The sequence below is a fragment of the Mycolicibacterium thermoresistibile genome, from assembly GCF_900187065.1.
GTDB lineage: Bacteria > Actinomycetota > Actinomycetes > Mycobacteriales > Mycobacteriaceae > Mycobacterium > Mycobacterium thermoresistibile.
On sequence record NZ_LT906483.1, the window covers coordinates 1,666,490 to 1,683,177 of the forward strand.

At 70.3% G+C, this 16,688-nt stretch carries 15 protein-coding genes; 9 read left to right on the forward strand and 6 right to left on the reverse strand.

The window, feature by feature from the left end; translation table 11 throughout:
- Positions 1-14: 14 nt before the first annotated feature.
- Entirely contained in the window at positions 15-2,294 is a 2,280-nt protein-coding gene (locus tag CKW28_RS07770; protein WP_003927757.1) for an RNA degradosome polyphosphate kinase, read from the reverse strand.
- A 90-nt stretch (positions 2,295-2,384) separates the two neighbouring features.
- Positions 2,385-3,065 carry a 2-phospho-L-lactate guanylyltransferase gene (cofC, locus tag CKW28_RS07775; protein ID WP_003927758.1) on the reverse strand — a complete coding sequence of 227 codons (681 nt, stop codon included), beginning with the start codon at positions 3,063-3,065 and terminating at the stop codon, positions 2,385-2,387.
- A 98-nt stretch (positions 3,066-3,163) separates the two neighbouring features.
- Here cofC and CKW28_RS07780 point away from each other — a divergent pair, with 98 nt between their 5' ends.
- From CKW28_RS07780 to CKW28_RS07790, 3 genes are read left to right on the forward strand one after another with little or no spacing between them, the layout of a single operon-like run.
- Entirely contained in the window at positions 3,164-4,162 is a 999-nt protein-coding gene (locus CKW28_RS07780) for an NAD(P)H-dependent glycerol-3-phosphate dehydrogenase (RefSeq protein ID WP_081475602.1), read from the forward strand.
- A 3-nt stretch (positions 4,163-4,165) separates the two neighbouring features.
- Positions 4,166-5,269, forward strand: a complete 1,104-nt coding sequence (locus tag CKW28_RS07785; protein ID WP_003927760.1) for a cystathionine gamma-lyase — start codon at positions 4,166-4,168, stop codon at positions 5,267-5,269.
- Between the two features lie 60 nt (positions 5,270-5,329).
- A complete protein-coding gene (locus CKW28_RS07790) occupies positions 5,330-6,451 on the forward strand; it encodes a D-alanine--D-alanine ligase family protein (RefSeq protein WP_003927761.1) in 1,122 nt (373 codons plus the stop codon).
- A 30-nt stretch (positions 6,452-6,481) separates the two neighbouring features.
- Here the strand turns inward: CKW28_RS07790 and CKW28_RS07795 are convergent, their stop codons facing one another.
- On the reverse strand, positions 6,482-7,048 hold the full coding sequence (locus CKW28_RS07795) for a DUF3515 domain-containing protein (protein WP_003927762.1): 567 nt from the start codon (positions 7,046-7,048) through the stop codon (positions 6,482-6,484).
- Between the two features lie 130 nt (positions 7,049-7,178).
- On the opposite strand from CKW28_RS07795, the gene CKW28_RS07800 reads away from it, so the two are divergent.
- The gene (locus CKW28_RS07800; RefSeq protein WP_003927763.1) at positions 7,179-8,150 is read left to right on the forward strand and encodes a thiamine-phosphate kinase; all 972 of its coding nucleotides are present in this window, start codon (positions 7,179-7,181) and stop codon (positions 8,148-8,150) included.
- A 28-nt stretch (positions 8,151-8,178) separates the two neighbouring features.
- The gene (locus tag CKW28_RS07805; protein ID WP_040548479.1) at positions 8,179-8,880 is read left to right on the forward strand and encodes a uracil-DNA glycosylase; all 702 of its coding nucleotides are present in this window, start codon (positions 8,179-8,181) and stop codon (positions 8,878-8,880) included.
- A gap of 64 nt (positions 8,881-8,944) precedes the next feature.
- Here the strand turns inward: CKW28_RS07805 and CKW28_RS07810 are convergent, their stop codons facing one another.
- Both CKW28_RS07810 and rpmB read right to left on the reverse strand, forming a co-directional pair.
- Positions 8,945-9,271, reverse strand: a complete 327-nt coding sequence (locus CKW28_RS07810; RefSeq protein ID WP_131588076.1) for a hypothetical protein — start codon at positions 9,269-9,271, stop codon at positions 8,945-8,947.
- Between the two features lie 66 nt (positions 9,272-9,337).
- Positions 9,338-9,532 carry a 50S ribosomal protein L28 gene (rpmB, locus tag CKW28_RS07815; protein ID WP_003927766.1) on the reverse strand — a complete coding sequence of 65 codons (195 nt, stop codon included), beginning with the start codon at positions 9,530-9,532 and terminating at the stop codon, positions 9,338-9,340.
- Between the two features lie 324 nt (positions 9,533-9,856).
- Here rpmB and CKW28_RS07820 point away from each other — a divergent pair, with 324 nt between their 5' ends.
- From CKW28_RS07820 to CKW28_RS07830, 3 genes are read left to right on the forward strand one after another with little or no spacing between them, the layout of a single operon-like run.
- Positions 9,857-11,485, forward strand: a complete 1,629-nt coding sequence (locus CKW28_RS07820) for a fatty acid kinase ATP-binding subunit FakA (protein ID WP_040548449.1) — start codon at positions 9,857-9,859, stop codon at positions 11,483-11,485.
- A gap of 2 nt (positions 11,486-11,487) precedes the next feature.
- Positions 11,488-13,731, forward strand: coding sequence for an ATP-dependent DNA helicase RecG (gene recG / locus CKW28_RS07825; RefSeq protein ID WP_003927768.1), 2,244 nt, complete (start codon positions 11,488-11,490; stop codon positions 13,729-13,731).
- Positions 13,728-14,432 (forward strand): HNH endonuclease family protein, encoded by a 705-nt coding sequence (locus CKW28_RS07830; protein WP_003927769.1) that lies wholly within the window; start codon positions 13,728-13,730, stop codon positions 14,430-14,432. The genes recG and CKW28_RS07830 overlap by 4 nt, the downstream gene beginning before the upstream one ends.
- 48 nt (positions 14,433-14,480) lie before the next feature.
- Here CKW28_RS07830 and CKW28_RS07835 read toward each other — a convergent pair whose 3' ends face one another.
- Entirely contained in the window at positions 14,481-15,329 is an 849-nt protein-coding gene (locus CKW28_RS07835; protein ID WP_003927770.1) for an aldo/keto reductase, read from the reverse strand.
- A 222-nt stretch (positions 15,330-15,551) separates the two neighbouring features.
- Here CKW28_RS07835 and CKW28_RS07845 point away from each other — a divergent pair, with 222 nt between their 5' ends.
- Positions 15,552-16,673 carry an alpha/beta hydrolase gene (locus tag CKW28_RS07845; protein WP_003927771.1) on the forward strand — a complete coding sequence of 374 codons (1,122 nt, stop codon included), beginning with the start codon at positions 15,552-15,554 and terminating at the stop codon, positions 16,671-16,673.
- Positions 16,674-16,688: the final 15 nt, after the last annotated feature.

Consider the following 16,688-nt stretch of genomic DNA (forward strand, 5'->3'; position numbering starts at 1 on the left):
GATGTCTCGGCGAGTCAGTGGTAGCGGCGGCGTTTCATCATCGACACCTGATGATCGCGCACCGTCTCGCCCTCGCGCGGTGAGGGTGTCCATCGACCGTCCGGTCCCAGTTCCCAGCATCGGGTGGCCGGGTCGAGTGCGGAGTCGAGGATGTCGTTGAGTTGTGCGGTCAGCCGGGGGTCTTTGACCTGGGCCATCACCTCGACACGCCGGTCGAGGTTGCGGTGCATCATGTCCGCGCTGCCGATCCAGAACTCGTTCTGCGCCCGGAAGTGCAGGATCCGCGAGTGCTCCAGGAACCGACCCAGAATGGAACGCACCCTGATGTTCTCGGAGAGGCCGGGCACCCCGGGGCGCAGCGCGCAGATGCCGCGCACCACCACCTCGACGCCGACACCCGCGAGCGAGGCGCGGTACAGCGCGTCGATGATCTGTTCGTCGACCAGGGCATTGGCCTTCAACCGGATGTGGGCGTCGGCGCCCTCGCGTTTGGCGGCGATCTCACCCTCGATGCGGTCGATCAGTCCCTTGCGGACGCCGTACGGCGCCACCAGCAGGTTGCGGTAGGACTCCTTGCGGGAGTACCCGGTGAGCGAGTTGAACAGATCGGTCAGATCGGCGCCGATGTCCGGGGCGGCGGTGAGCAGTCCGATGTCTTCGTAGAGGCGTGCGGTTTTCGGGTTGTAGTTGCCGGTGCCGATGTGGCAGTAGCGCCGGATCACCGATCCTTCCCGCCGAACCACCAGGGCGCACTTGCAGTGCGTCTTCAAGCCGATGATCCCGTACACCACATGGACGCCGGCCTGCTCGAGGGTGCGGGCCCACTTGATGTTGGCCTGCTCGTCGAAGCGGGCCTTGATCTCCACCAGCGCCACCACCTGCTTGCCGGCCTCGGCGGCGTCGATCAGGGCGTTGACGATCGGCGAGTCGCCCGAGGTGCGGTACAGGGTCTGCTTGATCGCCAACACGTTCGGGTCGGCGGCGGCCTGCTCGATGAATCGCTGGACGGTGGTGGAGAACGAGTCGTAGGGGTGGTGCACCAGCACGTCACCGTCGCGCAGCGTGGCGAAGATGCTCTTCGGTGTCTCGCGTTCCCCGAAAGCCGGTGGGGTGGCGGGCACGAACGGCGGATCCTTCAGCGCCGGCCGGTCCACGTCGTAGATCTGCCACAGCGACGACAGGTCGAGCAGCCCCGGTACCTCGACCACATCGTCGGGATGGACGTCGAGTTCCCGCAGGAGCAGTTCGAGCATGTTCTCGGTCATGTCGTCGGAGACCTCGAGGCGCACCGGAGAACCGAAGCGGCGCCGGGCCAGTTCGCGTTCCAGTGCCTGCAACAGGTCCTCGTCGCGGTCCTCCTCGACCTCGAAGTCCGCGTTGCGGGTGATCCGGAAGGCGTGGTGTTCGACGATCTCCAGGCCGGGGAACAGCACCGGCAGGAACGCCGCGATCAGTTCCTCCATCGGCAGGAAACGGATCAGACCGTCGGCGCCGGGCCGGCTGTCGAGTTCGACGAACCGATCGACGTTGTCGGGCACCTTGACCCGCGCGAAGTGCTGGCCGCCGTCCTCGGGGCGTTTAACCATGATCGCGAGGTTGAGGCTCAGGCCGCTGACGAACGGGAACGGGTGGGCCGGATCGACCGCCAGCGGGGTCAGGACCGGGAAGACCTGCTCGTGGAAGTAGGTGGACAACTTGTTGCGTTCGGCCTCACCGAGTTCGGCCCACGTGACGATCACGATGCCCTCTTCGGCCAGCGCCGGCCGCACCGAGTTGAGGAACACGTCGGCGTGGCGGGTCGCGAGCTGCTGGGTGCGCTCACTGATGCGACGCAACTGCTCGAGGGGCGACAGACCGTCGGCCGACCGGACCGACAGGCCGGTCTCGTGGCGGCGTTTCAGCCCGGCCACCCGCACCATGTAGAACTCGTCGAGGTTGGAGGCGAAGATCGCCAGGAACTTCGCCCGCTCCAGCAGGGGCAGCGAGGTGTCGGCCGCCAGCGCCAGCACCCGGGCGTTGAAATCCAGCCAGCTGAGTTCCCGGTTGAGGTAGCGGTCCTCGGGCAGCGCATCGTCGATCGCCGGTGCCGTGGCGGCCGGCGGCGCCTCCGGGGCGGTGTGCGACCCGTCCCACCGCTCGTCGCCGGTCCGGTCGGTCTGATCGGCCCCCGTCTGGTCGGCCCCCCTCTGGTCGGCCCCCCTCTGGTCGGCCCCCCTCTGATCGGCCCCGGTCGGCGCGGTGACGCCGTCCCCGGCCACACGGTCGGCTCGGGACTGGGCCTGTGCTTCGCTCACCCCTCGATCTTCCCCCAGATGGCGACGGTGCGGCCACCGCTCGGCCACGGATTCAAGTCGTGTTCACCCGGGGGTGTTCGCCCGGTGATGTCAGGACGTCCGGGCGAGGGTGCGGCGGGTCGCCTCGCCGACGCCCAGCCGCTGCGCGACGTCGAGGTCGTCGGGCGTGTCGATGTCACAGCGCAACCCGGGCCACGGCCCGGTCAGCTCCACCGCACCCGAACTGCGGTGACGCGAGGCCGAATCCGGACCGAAGCGGGGCTCGAGCGGGACGCCGAACGCCAACAGCGCGGTGGTGCCGGTGCCGTGCCGGTCGGCGACGAAGCTCCGCCGGTGAGCCCGGGCCGCGGCGATGGCCGACATGAGCTCCTCAGGTTGCAGCGCAGGGAGATCACCTTGTAACACAACAAGATTCGTCTGCTCTGTGCGGAGTTCCGACTCCGCCGCGACGATCGCGTTGTTCAACGGGTCCGGGTGACCGTCCGGGGTGGGATCGGACAGGATCCGCGCCCCCGACCGGCGCGCGGCGTCCGCGGCGACCGGATCCGGGGTCACCACGGTCACCGACCCGGCGGCCGACGCCGCACCGATGGTGTCCAGCAGCATGGCGAGCACCACATCCTCGCGGGTGGCCCCGGGGAGGTCGGCGCCCGTGAAGAGCGGGGCCAGCCGGGTCTTGGCGGCGGTCAACCGCTTGACCGCGATGACCACTGCCACGTCGGTGACAGATCTCGCCGGCCGGGCGGCGCCGGCGAGCTGGGTGCCGCTCATGGCCGTCATCCTGCCAGCAGTGCGCACCACCGGCTGCGCTGACCGGCGCCCGCCAACGGTCGCGACCGCACCCCGAGCCACCGCGATAGGCTGAAACCGTGGTGGAAGCGGCAGTGATGGGCGCCGGGGCATGGGGTACGGCGTTGGCGAAGGTGCTCGCGGACGCGGGCAATGACGTGACGCTGTGGGCCCGCCGCCCCGAGGTGGCCGAGGAGATCAACGAGACCCGGCGCAACACCCGGTATCTGGGTGACGCGGAGCTGCCCAAGACCATCCGCGCGACCAGCGACGCCGCGGCCGCGCTGGCCGGCGCCTGCACGGTGCTGCTCGCGGTGCCGTCGCAGACCATGCGGGACAATCTGACGCAGTGGACCGGTCTGATCGGGCCGGATGTCACGCTGGTCAGCGTCGCCAAGGGCATCGAACTGAACACGCTGATGCGGATGAGTCAGGTGGTGACGCAGGTCACCGGCGCCGATCCGTCCCGCGTCGCGGTGGTGACCGGACCCAACCTCGCCGGTGAGATCGCCGACGAACAGCCCGCGGCCGCGGTGGTGGCCTGCAGCGACTCCGGCCGTGCGGTCGCGTTGCAGCGTGCGCTGTCCACCGGCTACTTCCGCCCGTACACCAATTCCGACGTCATCGGCGCCGAGATCGGCGGGGCCTGTAAGAACGTCATCGCGTTGGCCTGCGGGATGGCCGCCGGGGTGGGGCTGGGGGAGAACACCGCGGCGGCGATCATCACCCGCGGGCTGGCCGAGATCATGCGGCTGGGTATCGCGCTGGGCGCCCAGCCGCAGACCCTGGCCGGGCTGGCCGGAGTCGGCGACCTCATCGCGACCTGCACCTCCCGGCATTCCCGCAACCGCACCTTCGGCGAACGGCTCGGCCGGGGAGGTTCGCTGGAGTCGGCGCTGGCCGCCGCGGGCGGGCATGTGGCCGAGGGCGTCACGTCCTGTCAATCGGTGTTGGCGCTGGCGTCCAGCTACGGCGTGGAGATGCCGCTCACCGCGGCGGTCCACGAGGTGTGCCACCGGGGCCTGTCCGTGGAGGAGGCCATCATCCGGCTGCTCGGCCGCACCACCAAGCCGGAGTGAGGCGTGGACGGGCAGTACGGGGATTCCACCCGGACCGTGAGGGCGGTCAGCTTCCCGGCCGAGCCGGGTAGTCCGGTCGCACCGTCGCCGGTCACCGCCTCGACCTATCATCTGTCTCCCGACGAGTCCGAGCCGCTGGACGTCTACGGCCGGTACTCGAACCCCACCTGGCGTCAACTGGAGTCGGCGCTCGCGGCGCTGGAGGGAGCCGCCGCGGCATTGACGTTCGGGTCGGGCATGGCGGCGATCACCTCGACACTGCGGGTGCTGGCCAAACCGGGCTCCACCCTGGTGGTGCCCGCCGACGGCTACTACCAGGTCCGCCGATATGCGGCGGAATATCTTGCGCCGCAAGGCATCAAGATCATCCAGGCCCGTGCGTCCGAGATGTGCGAGGCGGCCGGGGCCGCCGACGTGGTGCTGGCGGAGACGCCGGCGAACCCCGGTCTGGACGTCGTCGATCTGCACCGCCTGGGACTGGTGTGCCGCAGCCGGGGTGCGACGTTGGTGGTCGACAACACCGCCGCGACGCCGCTCGGTCAGCAGCCGCTGTCGCTGGGCGCCGACCTGGTGGTGGCCAGCGCCACCAAGGCGTTGTCCGGGCACAGCGACCTGATCGCGGGTTATGTGGCGGGCAGCAACCCGGACTTGATGGCGGCGGTGGAGCGGGACCGGCTGTTGGCCGGACCGATCCTGGGCGCGTTCGAGGCCTGGCTGGTGTTGCGCAGCCTCGGCAGCGCCGGCCTGCGGTTCGAGCGGCAGTGTCAGAACGCCCGTGCGCTGGCGGTCATGCTGCGCGGTCATCCCGCGGTGCGCTGGGTGCGCTACCCGGGGCTGCCCGACGATCCGTCCTATCCGGTGGCCGCCGATCAGATGAAGCGGTTCGGCGGTCTGCTGGCGGTGGAGTTCGAGAGCGCCGCGGCGGTGAACGCCCTGGTGGAGCGCAGCGAACTGGTCATCGCCGCGACGAGCTTCGGCGGTATCCACACCTCGATCGACCGGCGGGCCCGGTGGGGCGACGAGGTCAGCGACGGGTTCGCCCGGTTCTCGCTGGGCATCGAGGACACCGACGACCTGATCGCCGACATCGAGCGCGCACTGCGCTGAACTGCAGGTCGGCGGACGCGGATCGTGCCCGGGCGGATGGGGCGGTAGCCTCTCTAGGTTGTGACTGCCCGCGACCGGTCCGAAGGACGAATCCGGGTCGCCGTGGTATACGGCGGCCGCAGCAACGAGCACGCGATTTCGTGCGTGTCGGCCGGCAGCATCCTGCGTAATCTGGACCCACAGCGGTTCGAGGCCATCCCGATCGGCATCACACCCGGGGGGACGTGGCTGCTCACCGGGGCCCACCCCGATTCGCTGACGATCGTCGACGGGCGGCTGCCGGAGGTGGACGAGTCAGCGGGCAGCGAACTGATCCTGGCGGCCGATCCGCGCCGCAAGGGGCAGCTGCTGTCGATGGGGCCCGGTGTGCGCGAGGTGCTCGCCACCATCGACGTGGTGTTTCCGGTGCTGCACGGCCCGTACGGCGAGGACGGCACCATTCAGGGGCTGTTGGAGCTGGCCGGGGTGCCGTATGTCGGTGCGGGCGTGTTCGCCAGTGCGGCCGGCATGGACAAGGAGTTCACCAAGAAGCTGCTGACCGTCGCGGGGTTGCCGATCGGCGATCACGTGGTGCTGCGGGCCGGTCGTGCTGACCTGGACCGCGGGGAACGTGACCGCCTGGGGCTTCCGGTGTTCGTCAAACCGGCCCGGGGTGGCTCCTCGATCGGCGTCACCCGGGTCACCGACTGGTCCGCGCTGCCGGGGGCCGTCGCCGAGGCCCGCCGCCATGACCCGAAGGTGATCGTGGAAGCCGCGATCGAGGGCCGGGAGCTGGAGTGCGCGGTGCTCGAGTTCCCCGACGGCCGGGTGCGGAGCAGCACGGTCGGCGAGATCCGGGTGGCCGGGGTGCGGGGCCGTGAGGACGGGTTCTACGACTTCACCACCAAATATCTGGCCGACGACGCCGAACTCGACGTGCCCGCCAAGATCGACGACGCCGTCGCCGATGAGGTACGCGAACTGGCCATCAAGGCTTTCCACGCGATCGACTGCCAGGGGCTGGCCCGGGTGGACTTCTTCCTCACCGACGACGGCCCGGTGGTCAACGAGATCAACACCATGCCCGGGTTCACCATGATCTCGATGTATCCGCGGATGTGGGCCGCCAGCGGGGTCGACTATCCCACCCTGTTGGCGGCGATGGTCGACACCGCGTTGGCGCGGGGCACCGGGCTGCGCTGACCCGGCCCCGCCGGGGTCCGGCCGGTGCCGCTACCGCGCGGGTGCGGGGTCGATCTCCTTGGCGGGCAACACTTTTGCGATGGTCTGCGACAACCCCTGGATGGGGCTGGGCCCGGAATCGGCCGGCAGCGTCAACGCCACATACAGCGGGCGGTCCACCGCGTACCAGGTGGTGCGGTCGGCCTCGGCGACCCGGAACCACTGCACGTCGTCGACCATCTGCAGCGGAGCTCCCACCACGAAATCGGCGGGCCGGTCCAGCCCGCAGCGCAGGATGACGGTGTCGTCGCCGCGCCGCCAGGCGGCGGTCCCCGCGGGGGCGGGATCGACCGTCGGTGCCCGTTCGAAATCCCCGAGCTGCTCGGGCAATGCGTCCAACAGCTCCTGGCATCCCGGGTCGTCGGCGTGCGGAGCGGGCACCGCGGCGATGGCCACCGGCTGCCGGGCGGGGTCGCCCTGGCGGGAGGCCGCGACGGCCAGGATCGCCACCACCGCGACCACCGCCACCGCGATCGCGGCGATCAGCAGCGCGCGGGGCGGGGCGTCGGGTTCTTCTGGGGCGATCTCATGCGATTCACCGTGGGATTTGTCGGCCACTCGACGCGTCCTCCGTTCTGCGCCCTAGACTCCTCGCCGCAGAGACCAAACGTACCGCAGCGCATGCGGGACGGTGACACCCCGCTCCGGACAGCCAGGAGGCGAGATGGCCGGTGACCAACCCCGGGACATGGCCGGTGACGAGGCCGGCGGGCGGGCCGAAACCCTCGCCGCGGTGGGGGAGTTCGCCGTCATCGACCGCCTGGTGGCCGGCCGGCGGCAGCCCGGCGCCGTGGCGCTGGGGCCCGGTGACGATGCTGCGGTGGTGCACGCCGCCGACGGCCGGACCGTGGTGTGCACCGACATGCTGGTGCAGGACCGGCACTTCCGGCTGGACTGGTCGACGCCACATCAGGTCGGCCGCAAGGCGATTGCGCAGAACGCCGCCGACATCGCGGCGATGGGCGCACGGTCGACGGCGTTCGTGGTGGCGTTCGGCGCGCCGGCGGACACCCCGGCCGCCGCGGCGCTGGCGCTGGCCGACGGGCTGTGGGCCGAAGCGCAGTCGCTGGGCGCCGGGATCGTCGGCGGCGACCTGGTGCGCGCCCCGAACTGGGTGGTGTCGGTGACCGCGCTCGGTGATCTGGAAGGACGCCCGCCGGTGCCGCGCGGCGGGGCGCGCGCGGGGGACGTGGTCGCGGCCGTCGGTCAGCTCGGACGATCGGCAGCCGGATATGCGTTGTGGCGCAATGGAATCAAGGACTTTCCGGCATTGCGGGAGCGGCATCTGGTGCCGGCGCCGCCGTACCGGCAGGGGCCGGTCGCGGCGTCGTCCGGGGCGACGTCGATGATCGACGTGTCCGACGGGCTGGTGGCCGATCTCGGTCATGTCGCCGAATCCTCTGCGGTGGGGATCGACGTCTTCACCGACGCTCTGGCCGGCGACCACGCTGCGGTCGCGCCGGCCGCCGAGGTGACCGGCGCGGACGCCTGGTCCTGGGTGCTGGGCGGCGGTGAGGACCACGCCCTGGTCGCGACGTTTCCGGGCGAGCCGCCACCCGGCTGGCGGGTCATCGGCCGGGTCGTCGACGGTCCGGCCCGCGTTCTCGTCGACGGCGTGGCGTGGTCGGGATCGGCCGGGTGGGAATCCTTCGGTGATTAAGGTGTCGGGCGTGAACGAACGGACCGGCGTGAACGAACGGACCGGGGCGGCGCCGCGCCCGCTCAGTGAACTGGTCGACGACGGCTGGGCCCGCGCACTGGAGCCGGTGGCGGGGCAGATCAGGGAGATGGGGGATTTCCTGCGAGCCGAACTGGCTGCCGGCCGCCGCTATCTGCCGGCGGGCAGGAACGTCCTGCGTGCCTTCACCTACCCGTTCGATCAGGTTCGGGTGCTCATCGTCGGGCAGGATCCCTATCCCACCCCGGGTCACGCGGTGGGGTTGAGCTTCTCGGTGGCCCCGGAGGTGCGGCCGCTGCCGCGCAGCCTGGCCAACATCTTCACCGAGTACTGCGCCGATCTCGGCTATCCCGAACCGAGCTGCGGCGATCTGACGCCGTGGGCCGAACGTGGGGTGCTGTTGCTCAACAGGGTGCTCACCGTGCAACCCGGGAGCCCGGCGTCGCACCGGGGAAAGGGGTGGGAGGCCGTCACCGAATGCGCCATCCGCGCGCTGGTGGCCCGCCGCCGGCCCCTGGTGGCGGTGCTGTGGGGCCGTGACGCCGCCACTCTCCGCCCGATGCTCGAGGGGGAGAACTGCGTGGCGATCGAATCGCCGCACCCGTCACCGCTGTCGGCCTCGCGCGGGTTCTTCGGTTCCCGCCCGTTCAGCCGGGCCAACGAGCTGCTGACCCGGCTGGGCGGAGAACCGGTCGACTGGCGGCTGCCCTGAAGGCCCCTGAAGGCCCCTGAAGATAGGCCCTGAAGATAGGCCCCGAAGATCTCAGCGGATCTGATCAGGGGGCGGGGCTGGGCGCCGGCTCCTCCGGAGCACCGGGCTCACCGAAGTCCGGCGTCGGGATCTCCACGGTGGTGTCGCCTTCCCCGGGTGTCGGGATCTCGATGGTGGCCGAGCCGTCATCGGGGCTGGTCGGCTCGCCGGGCTCCCCGGGGGCACCCGGCGCCGGCTCCATCGTGGTCTCGGTGGTCTCGGTGGTGGTCCGGGTGGTCGTGGTGTCCTCGTCGGTGGTGGCGTCGTTGCTCTGACACGCCGTCATCACGACGGCCACGGCGGCACCGGCGGTCAAGGCGAACAGGGCACGGGATGATCGTTTCAATGTCATGCCCCCATGCCTTGCCCGACTCGCGCCGGGCTAAACACACGAATCTCCGGCGGGTGCGCGGCCGGATCAGCCGCGCAGCACCTTGCCGGCCTTGAGGCAGGACGCGCACACGTTCATGCGCTGCTTGTTCCCGCCCGGACGGGCGACGGCGCGCACCGTCTGGATGTTCGGATTCCACCGACGGCTGTGCCGACGATGCGAATGCGACACCGACTTGCCGAAGCCGGGGGCCTTCCCGCAGATGTCGCACACGGCAGCCATATAAGAACTCCTCGAGTCGGTACTTTGGGGGCCAACAAACCGCATGCGGGTGACCCGACAACCTGCTCAGGATACCGGGCGGCACAGGTATCACCAAAATGCGCGCCGAATGCGGACCGGACGTCTGAGCCGCGCGGCGGACCGGGCACAACGGTGCGATGGACGGTGCGATGTTCCGCGCGGCGGTGTCGCCGGCAGTGATTAGTCTGACGCCACGGGGTTCGGCGGGTTCCCGGGGGTCACCTCGGGGCGGTGGCCGCTCGGGGGGACATCCGGGTTCGCCCCGCGGACAGAATGGCGGGTCTCGACGGCGCGGGAGGTGAAATGACTGCTCGGCGGCTGGATGCGTCCGCCCTTCGTGACTGGGCCCACATCGCCGTGAGTGAGCTGATCCGACACGCTGACGAGATCAACCGCCTCAATGTGTTCCCGGTGGCTGATTCGGACACCGGCACCAACATGCTGTTCACGATGCGTTCGGCGTGGGCCGAGGCCGACGGCTGTGCCGACGGCGCGGATGTCGCCGAACTCGCCGCCGCGCTGGCCGAAGGGGCGCTGCACGGCGCCCGGGGTAACTCCGGGGTGATCCTCTCGCAGATCCTGCGCGGCTACGCCGAGGTCACCGCCGCCGCCGCGACCGACCGCAACGGCGAGCTCACCAGGATCGACGGAGCGCTGTTCGCCGAGGCGCTGCGGCACGGCGCGGTGCTCGCGGTCGCCGCGATGGGCGGGGCGGTGCCGGGCACCGTGGTCACGGTGCTGCAGGCCGCGGCGGGCGCCGCCGAACACGCCGCCGCGGACGGCGCGGACATCGGCACCGTGGTCAGTACCGCGGCCGAGGCCGCGGTCGTCGCGCTCGAGAAGACCCCGGAACAACTCGACGTGCTGGCCCGGGCCGGCGTGGTGGACGCCGGGGGCCGCGGGTTCGTGGCCCTGCTCGACGCGCTCACCCTGACCCTGACCGGGCAGCTGCCCTACCGTCCGGAGTACCGGCCGGCACCGCCGGAGCCCGCCGTCACCACACCTGCGGCCCCCGCACCGCCGCAGTTCGAGGTGATGTACCTGCTGAGCGGCTGTGACGCCCGCGGGGTCGAGCGGTTGCGCAGGCGGTTGTCGGAGATCGGCGAGTCGGTCGCCGTGGCGGCCTCCGGCAGCGGCGGCTATTCGGTGCACGTGCACTGTGACGACGCCGGCGGCGCGGTCGAGGCGGGGCTGGCCTGCGGTGTGCCCAGCCGTATCCAGATCACCGCGCTCAGCGGGGGGGCGGCGCACCCGGCTGCCGGCTGGAGCCGCGAACGTGCCGCGCTGGCCGTCGTCGACGGGGACGGGGCGGCGGAGTTGTTCGCCACCGAGGGAGCCCACGTGCTGCGGCGCGATCCGGACACGCCGGTGACCGCCCAGCAGTTGCTGCGCGCCCTCGTCGACACCGGCGCCGGCCAGGTCATGGTGCTGCCCAACGGCTATGTCGCCGCCGAGGAACTGGTGGCGGGCTGCACCGCGGCGATCAGCTGGGGGATCGATGTGGTGCCGGTGCCGGCCGCGTCGATGGTGCAGGGGCTGGCCGCACTGGCCGTTCACGATCCCGGCCGGCACGCGGTCGACGACGGTTACACGATGGCCGGTGCCGCCGCGGACACCCGGCACGGTTCGGTACGGGTCGCAACCGAGCAGGCGCTCACCTGGGCCGGGCCCTGCGGTCCGGGGGACGGTCTGGGGATCGCCGGTGGCGAAGTGCTGATCGTGGGCCGTGACATCGCTTCCGCCGCAATGGGTCTGATCGATCTGCTGCTCGGTGGCGGTGGTGACCTGGCGACCGTCCTGGTGGGCGAGGGGGTGGATCCCGCGGTGGCCGAACGGCTTCGCGACCACGTGCACCGCAACCACCCGGGCACCGAATTGTCGGTGTATCACACCGGTCACCGCGGCGACGCACTGCTGATCGGGGTGGAATAGCGATGGCGGTGCTCTCCGACCGGCTGGATTTCATCATCGGCGCCAAGGCCGCCGAAGCGCTCGACGAACACTTCGGAATCCGCACCGTCAACGATCTTCTGCGGCACTATCCGCGCAAGTACAACCACGGCTCGACCGTCCTCGACGAGGAGTCAGACCTTCCCGAGCCCGGTGACCACGTCACTTTCGTGGACACCATCTCCAAGGTTCAGACCCGGTGGACCAAACGAAATCCCAAGCGGGAACTGCTGATCGTCACCCTGGGTAACCGGCGACCACCGGTTACCGCGACCTACTTCAACCCCAGATACCTGAAGAAGAGCCTGGTTCCCGGCACCAGGGTGATGCTGTCCGGTGAAGTCGGCTACTTCCGCGACACCATGCAGCTGACCCATCCCGCCTTCCTGGTGCTCGACCAGGACGGCCGCACCTTCGGCAGCCGATCGCTGGCCAAGATCGCCGAGGCCTCCCGGCAGAGCACCGGGGACATCGAGCTGTCGGAGTTCGCCCGGGATTTCTTCCCGATCTATCCGGCCAGCGCCAAGGTGCAGAGTTGGGACATCTACGCCTGTGTTCGCCAGGTGCTGGAAGTGCTCGACCCGGTGCCCGAGACGTTGCCGGAATCTTTTCTGGCCCAACATGATCTGATGTCCCAGGATGCGGCGTTGCGGGCCATCCATGTCGCGGAGAGCGCCACCGAGCGGCAACGGGCGCGCGAACGGCTGACCTACGACGAAGCGGTCGGATTGCAGTGGGGTCTGGTGACCCGCCGCCATGGCGAACTCAGCCAGACCGGCCCACCCGCACCCCCCGACGACGGCGGCCTGGCGGCCAGGCTGTCACACCGGCTGCCGTTCGACCTCACCCGCGGGCAGCGTGAGGTGCTCGACGAGATCTCCGCCGAACTCGCATCCGAGCGGCCGATGAACCGCATGCTGCAGGGTGAGGTCGGCTCCGGCAAGACCATCGTCTCGGTGCTGGCGATGTTGCAGATGATCGACGCCGGCTATCAGTGTGCGCTGCTGGCACCGACGGAAGTGCTTGCCGTACAACACGCCCAATCCATCCGCACGGTGCTCGGACCGCTGGGCATGGGCGGTGAGCTCGGCGGCGAGGACGGCGCGACCCGCATCGCGCTGCTCACCGGATCGATGTCGCCGCAACGCAAGAGACAGGTGCGCGACGAGGTGGCCAGTGGCCAGGCCGGTATCGTCGTCGGCACCCACGCCCTGCTGCAGGACCAGGTCGAATTCCACAACCTCGGTCTGGTGGTGATCGACGAACAGCACCGGTTCGGTGTGGAGCAGCGAGATCGGTTGCGCGCCAAGGCTCGTGGTGGAATAACCCCACATCTGCTGGTGATGACCGCGACCCCGATCCCGCGCACCGTCGCGTTGACCGTCTACGGCGATCTGGAGACCTCCACGTTGCGTGAGCTGCCGGGCGGGCGGCGCCCGATCACCACCCGCGCCGTCTTCGCCAGTGAGAAGCCGGCATGGTTGCAGCGCGCCTGGGCCCGCATCGTCGAGGAAGTGCAGCAGGGGCGGCAGGCGTACGTGGTGGCGTCGCGGATCGACGAGAAGGACAAGACCGACGGCCCGGCCGGCGGGGATCGGACCGCCGACGACCGGGCCGGCGCGCCGCCGCCGATCACCGTCCTGCAGCTGTATGAGTTCCTGCGCACCGGGCCGCTGCGCGGCCTGCGGCTCGGACTGATGCACGGCCGGCTCGGCGCGGACGAGAAGGACTCGGTGATGGCGGCGTTCCGCGCCGGTGAGCTCGACGTGCTGGTGTGCACCACGGTGATCGAGGTCGGCGTGGACGTGCCCAACGCCACCGTGATGGTGGTGATGGACGCCGACCGGTTCGGGATCAGCCAGCTGCATCAGCTGCGCGGGCGCATCGGCCGCGGGGAGCATCCCGGCCTGTGCCTGTTGGTGACCCGGATGCCGGAGGGTTCCAGGGCCGGACAACGCCTGAAGGCGGTCGCCGACACCCAGGACGGGTTCGTCCTCGCCGACCTCGACCTCAAAGAGCGTCGTGAAGGGGATGTGTTGGGCCTCAACCAATCCGGCCGGGCGATCACACTGCGCTACCTGTCGCTCGCCGACCACGCCGACGTGATCCTCAACGCGCGCGAGCTGTGCGAGTCGGTGTACCGGCGAGATCCCGACGATCCCGGCATGGCGTTGCTCGCGGCGCCGTTCACCCAGACCGACCGAGTCGTCTACCTGGACAAGTCATGAGCGCCCGCCGACCGCTGTGGCTGCCGGCGGCGGTCGTGGTCGCGGTGGTGGTGGCGGTTCAGACACTCACCGCCGGCGGGGGAGGCGGCGCTCCGGTCGGCACCGGGATGCCCGTCGTGGCGGCGGGAACCGATGTGCTGGCCGAGATTGCGCAGACACCCCGGCGGATCCGCGGTCCCGACTACCGGCGCGCCGCGTTCGGCGAGGCCTGGACCGACGACACCAGCGCGCCCGGTGGCCGCAACGGCTGTGACACCCGAAACGACATCCTCGACCGCGATCTGACCGACAAGACTTATGTGACCGTCCCCCGGTGTCCCAGGGCGGTGGCCACCGGCGTCCTGCGGGACCCGTACACCGACGACACCGTCGTGTTCACCCGCGGCGCGAAGGTCGGCGCCGCGGTGCAGATCGACCACATCGTGCCGCTGTCGTACGCATGGGATCAGGGCGCCCGGCACTGGACCGCCGAACAGCGCATCCGGTTCGCCAACGATCCGGCCAATCTGATCGCCGTCGCCGGGGCCGCCAACCAGGACAAGGGGGACAGCGCACCGGCCGACTGGATGCCGCCGAACCGGGCGTTCCACTGCCAGTACGCGCTCCAGTTCGCCGCGGTGCTGCGCGGATACCGGCTACCGGTGGATCAACCGTCCGCGGACGTTCTGCGGCAGGCCGCCGCCGGCTGTCCGGCGGCGTGACCCGGCGTGGTCGGCGCCGGGTCCGGGTGTCGACGGGTGTCGATGGGCTCAGCCGGTGTAGCTGCGCGGGTCGGGCCGGTAGCGGGTGCCGTTGTCCATCCCGTTGATGGTGTTCATCTCGTCGTCGGTCAACTCGAAGTCGAACACCGCGAGGTTCTCCCGCATCCGGTCCGGATTGCTCGACCGGACCACCACCGCGTTGCCCAACTGGAGATTCCACCGCAGCAGCACCTGCGCCGGGCTCTTGCCGTGCGCCTGCGCGACCGCCCCGATGGTGGGATCAGCGAGCAGATTGCCCACGCCCAGCGGACTGTAGGCCTGGGTGAGCACATTGCGTTCGGCATGCACCTTGCGCAGATCGGCCTGGTTGAGCAGTGGGTGCAGTTCGATCTGGTTGACCGCCGGGGTGACGAACGACAGATCGATGATGTCCGACAGGTACTCCTCGTCGAAATTGGACACCCCGATCGACCGGGTCAGGCCGTCCTCCCGGATCTTCAGGAAACCGCCCCAGCTGTCGACGTACTTGCCCTGCTCACCGGCGGGCCAGTGGATGAGGTACAGGTCGACGTATTCCAGGCCCAACCGCTCCAGGCTGGCCCGGACGGCGTCCTGGGACGACTGGAAGCCCTGATCGGTGGTGGCCAGTTTGGTGGTGACGAAGATCTCCTCGCGGGGGAGGCCCGAGGCGGCGATCGCCCGTCCGACGCCGGCCTCGTTGCCGTACGAGGCGGCGGTGTCGATCAGCCGGTAACCGGCCTCCAGGGCGGCCGCGACGGCGCGTTCCGCCTCGTCGTCTGACAACTCGCCCACCCCGAGACCGAGTACCGGCATCGAACGGTCGTCATTGAGCGTGACGGTCGGGGTCGCGGCTGCCTCCCCGGGGGATGAGGTCATGTCACCTGTCCTGTGTCTGAAGGTTCCGGTTCGCCGACCCGGCGGGGTGTCACTCGGGGTGGAGGACTCGCATCCGCTCCGGATCGCCGACTTCGGGATGAGGATATTACCGACGCCGAGACGCCACCTAATCAGCACCTGGCGGCCCGATCAGGGCCGCGGGGCAGGCCGGGTCCGCACCGCCGACTTCGCCACCGGATGGCGGGTGATCGATTACCGTCGTTGAACGTGACCGATCACGCCAGCACGACCGACCCCCGGTCCGCCCCGAACCGGATCGCGGGCCAGGTCAAAGACGCTGTTCTGCCCGTCGCCACCAAGGTGTCGCTGCGGTCCCTGCCGCACATTCCGGACCCGGTGAAGCGGCTGCTGCTCGGTGGTCGTTCGATCATCGTCGACGGCAACACGCTGGACACCACCCTGCACCTGATGCTGGCCGCGCAGCGGGCCGCCGGCATGCCGGGTCTGGTCGCCGGCGACGACGTGAACGAGGCCCGCGCGCAGCTGAGCGCGACCGCGGCGATGTTCCGCCAGTACCTGCCCGCCGAGGTGGCCGAACACACCCTGCCGGGGCCGGCCGGCCCCATCCGGGCGCGGTTGTACCGGCCGCTGGAGGGTGTCGCACCGGCGCCGCTGCTCATCTACTACCACGGCGGCGGCTTCTGCATCGGCGGGCTGGACACGCACGACGACCTGTGCCGGCACATCTGCCGGAACGCCGGCATCAACGTGTTGTCGGTGGACTACCGGCTGGCGCCCGAGCACAAGGCGCCGGCGGCCGTCGAGGATGCCTACGCGGCCTACCGGTGGGTCCTGGACCATCCGGGCGACGTCGGCGCCGACCCGGCCCGGATCGCGGTCGGTGGGGACAGCGCGGGCGGGAACCTGGCCGCGGTGGTCGCCCAGCGGTGCCGGGACGAGGGGGCGCCGGCGCCGGCCCTGCAGCTGCTGCTCTATCCGGTGACCGATCTGCGTGGCCGGTACCGGTCCCGCACCCTGTTCGCCGACGGCTTCTTCCTCACCGCCGAGGACATGGACTGGTTCACCGCCCACTATCTGGACGGCAGCGGTGTGGACGAGAAGGATCCGCGGGTGTCGCCGCTGCTCGCCGACGATTTGTCCGGCTTGGCCCCGGCGCTGGTCGTCACCGCGGGATTCGATCCGCTGCGCGATGAGGGCAACGAGTACGCCGAGGCCATGCGCGCCGCGGGGGTGCCGGTCGACCTGCGCGAATACGGTTCGTTGATCCACGCGTTCGCGAACTTCTTCCCGCTCGGCGGCGGTAGCGCCACCGCCACGGCCGAGGTGATCTCGGCACTGCGCGCCCATCTGAGCCGCGTCTAGGCTCAGCCGCGTACG

Bases quoted from the DNA above. Each gene is read 5' to 3' on its own strand.
- recG (WP_003927768.1), top strand. From the start codon at position 11,488: ATGGCGGTGCTCTCCGACCGGCTGGATTTCATCATCGGCGCCAAGGCC.
- CKW28_RS07820 (WP_040548449.1), top strand. From the start codon at position 9,857: ATGACTGCTCGGCGGCTGGATGCGTCCGCCCTTCGTGACTGGGCCCAC.
- cofC (WP_003927758.1), bottom strand. From the start codon at position 3,065: ATGAGCGGCACCCAGCTCGCCGGCGCCGCCCGGCCGGCGAGATCTGTC.
- CKW28_RS07835 (WP_003927770.1), bottom strand. From the start codon at position 15,329: ATGACCTCATCCCCCGGGGAGGCAGCCGCGACCCCGACCGTCACGCTC.
- rpmB (WP_003927766.1), bottom strand. From the start codon at position 9,532: ATGGCTGCCGTGTGCGACATCTGCGGGAAGGCCCCCGGCTTCGGCAAG.
- CKW28_RS07830 (WP_003927769.1), top strand. From the start codon at position 13,728: ATGAGCGCCCGCCGACCGCTGTGGCTGCCGGCGGCGGTCGTGGTCGCG.
- CKW28_RS07810 (WP_131588076.1), bottom strand. From the start codon at position 9,271: ATGACATTGAAACGATCATCCCGTGCCCTGTTCGCCTTGACCGCCGGT.
- CKW28_RS07800 (WP_003927763.1), top strand. From the start codon at position 7,179: ATGGCCGGTGACGAGGCCGGCGGGCGGGCCGAAACCCTCGCCGCGGTG.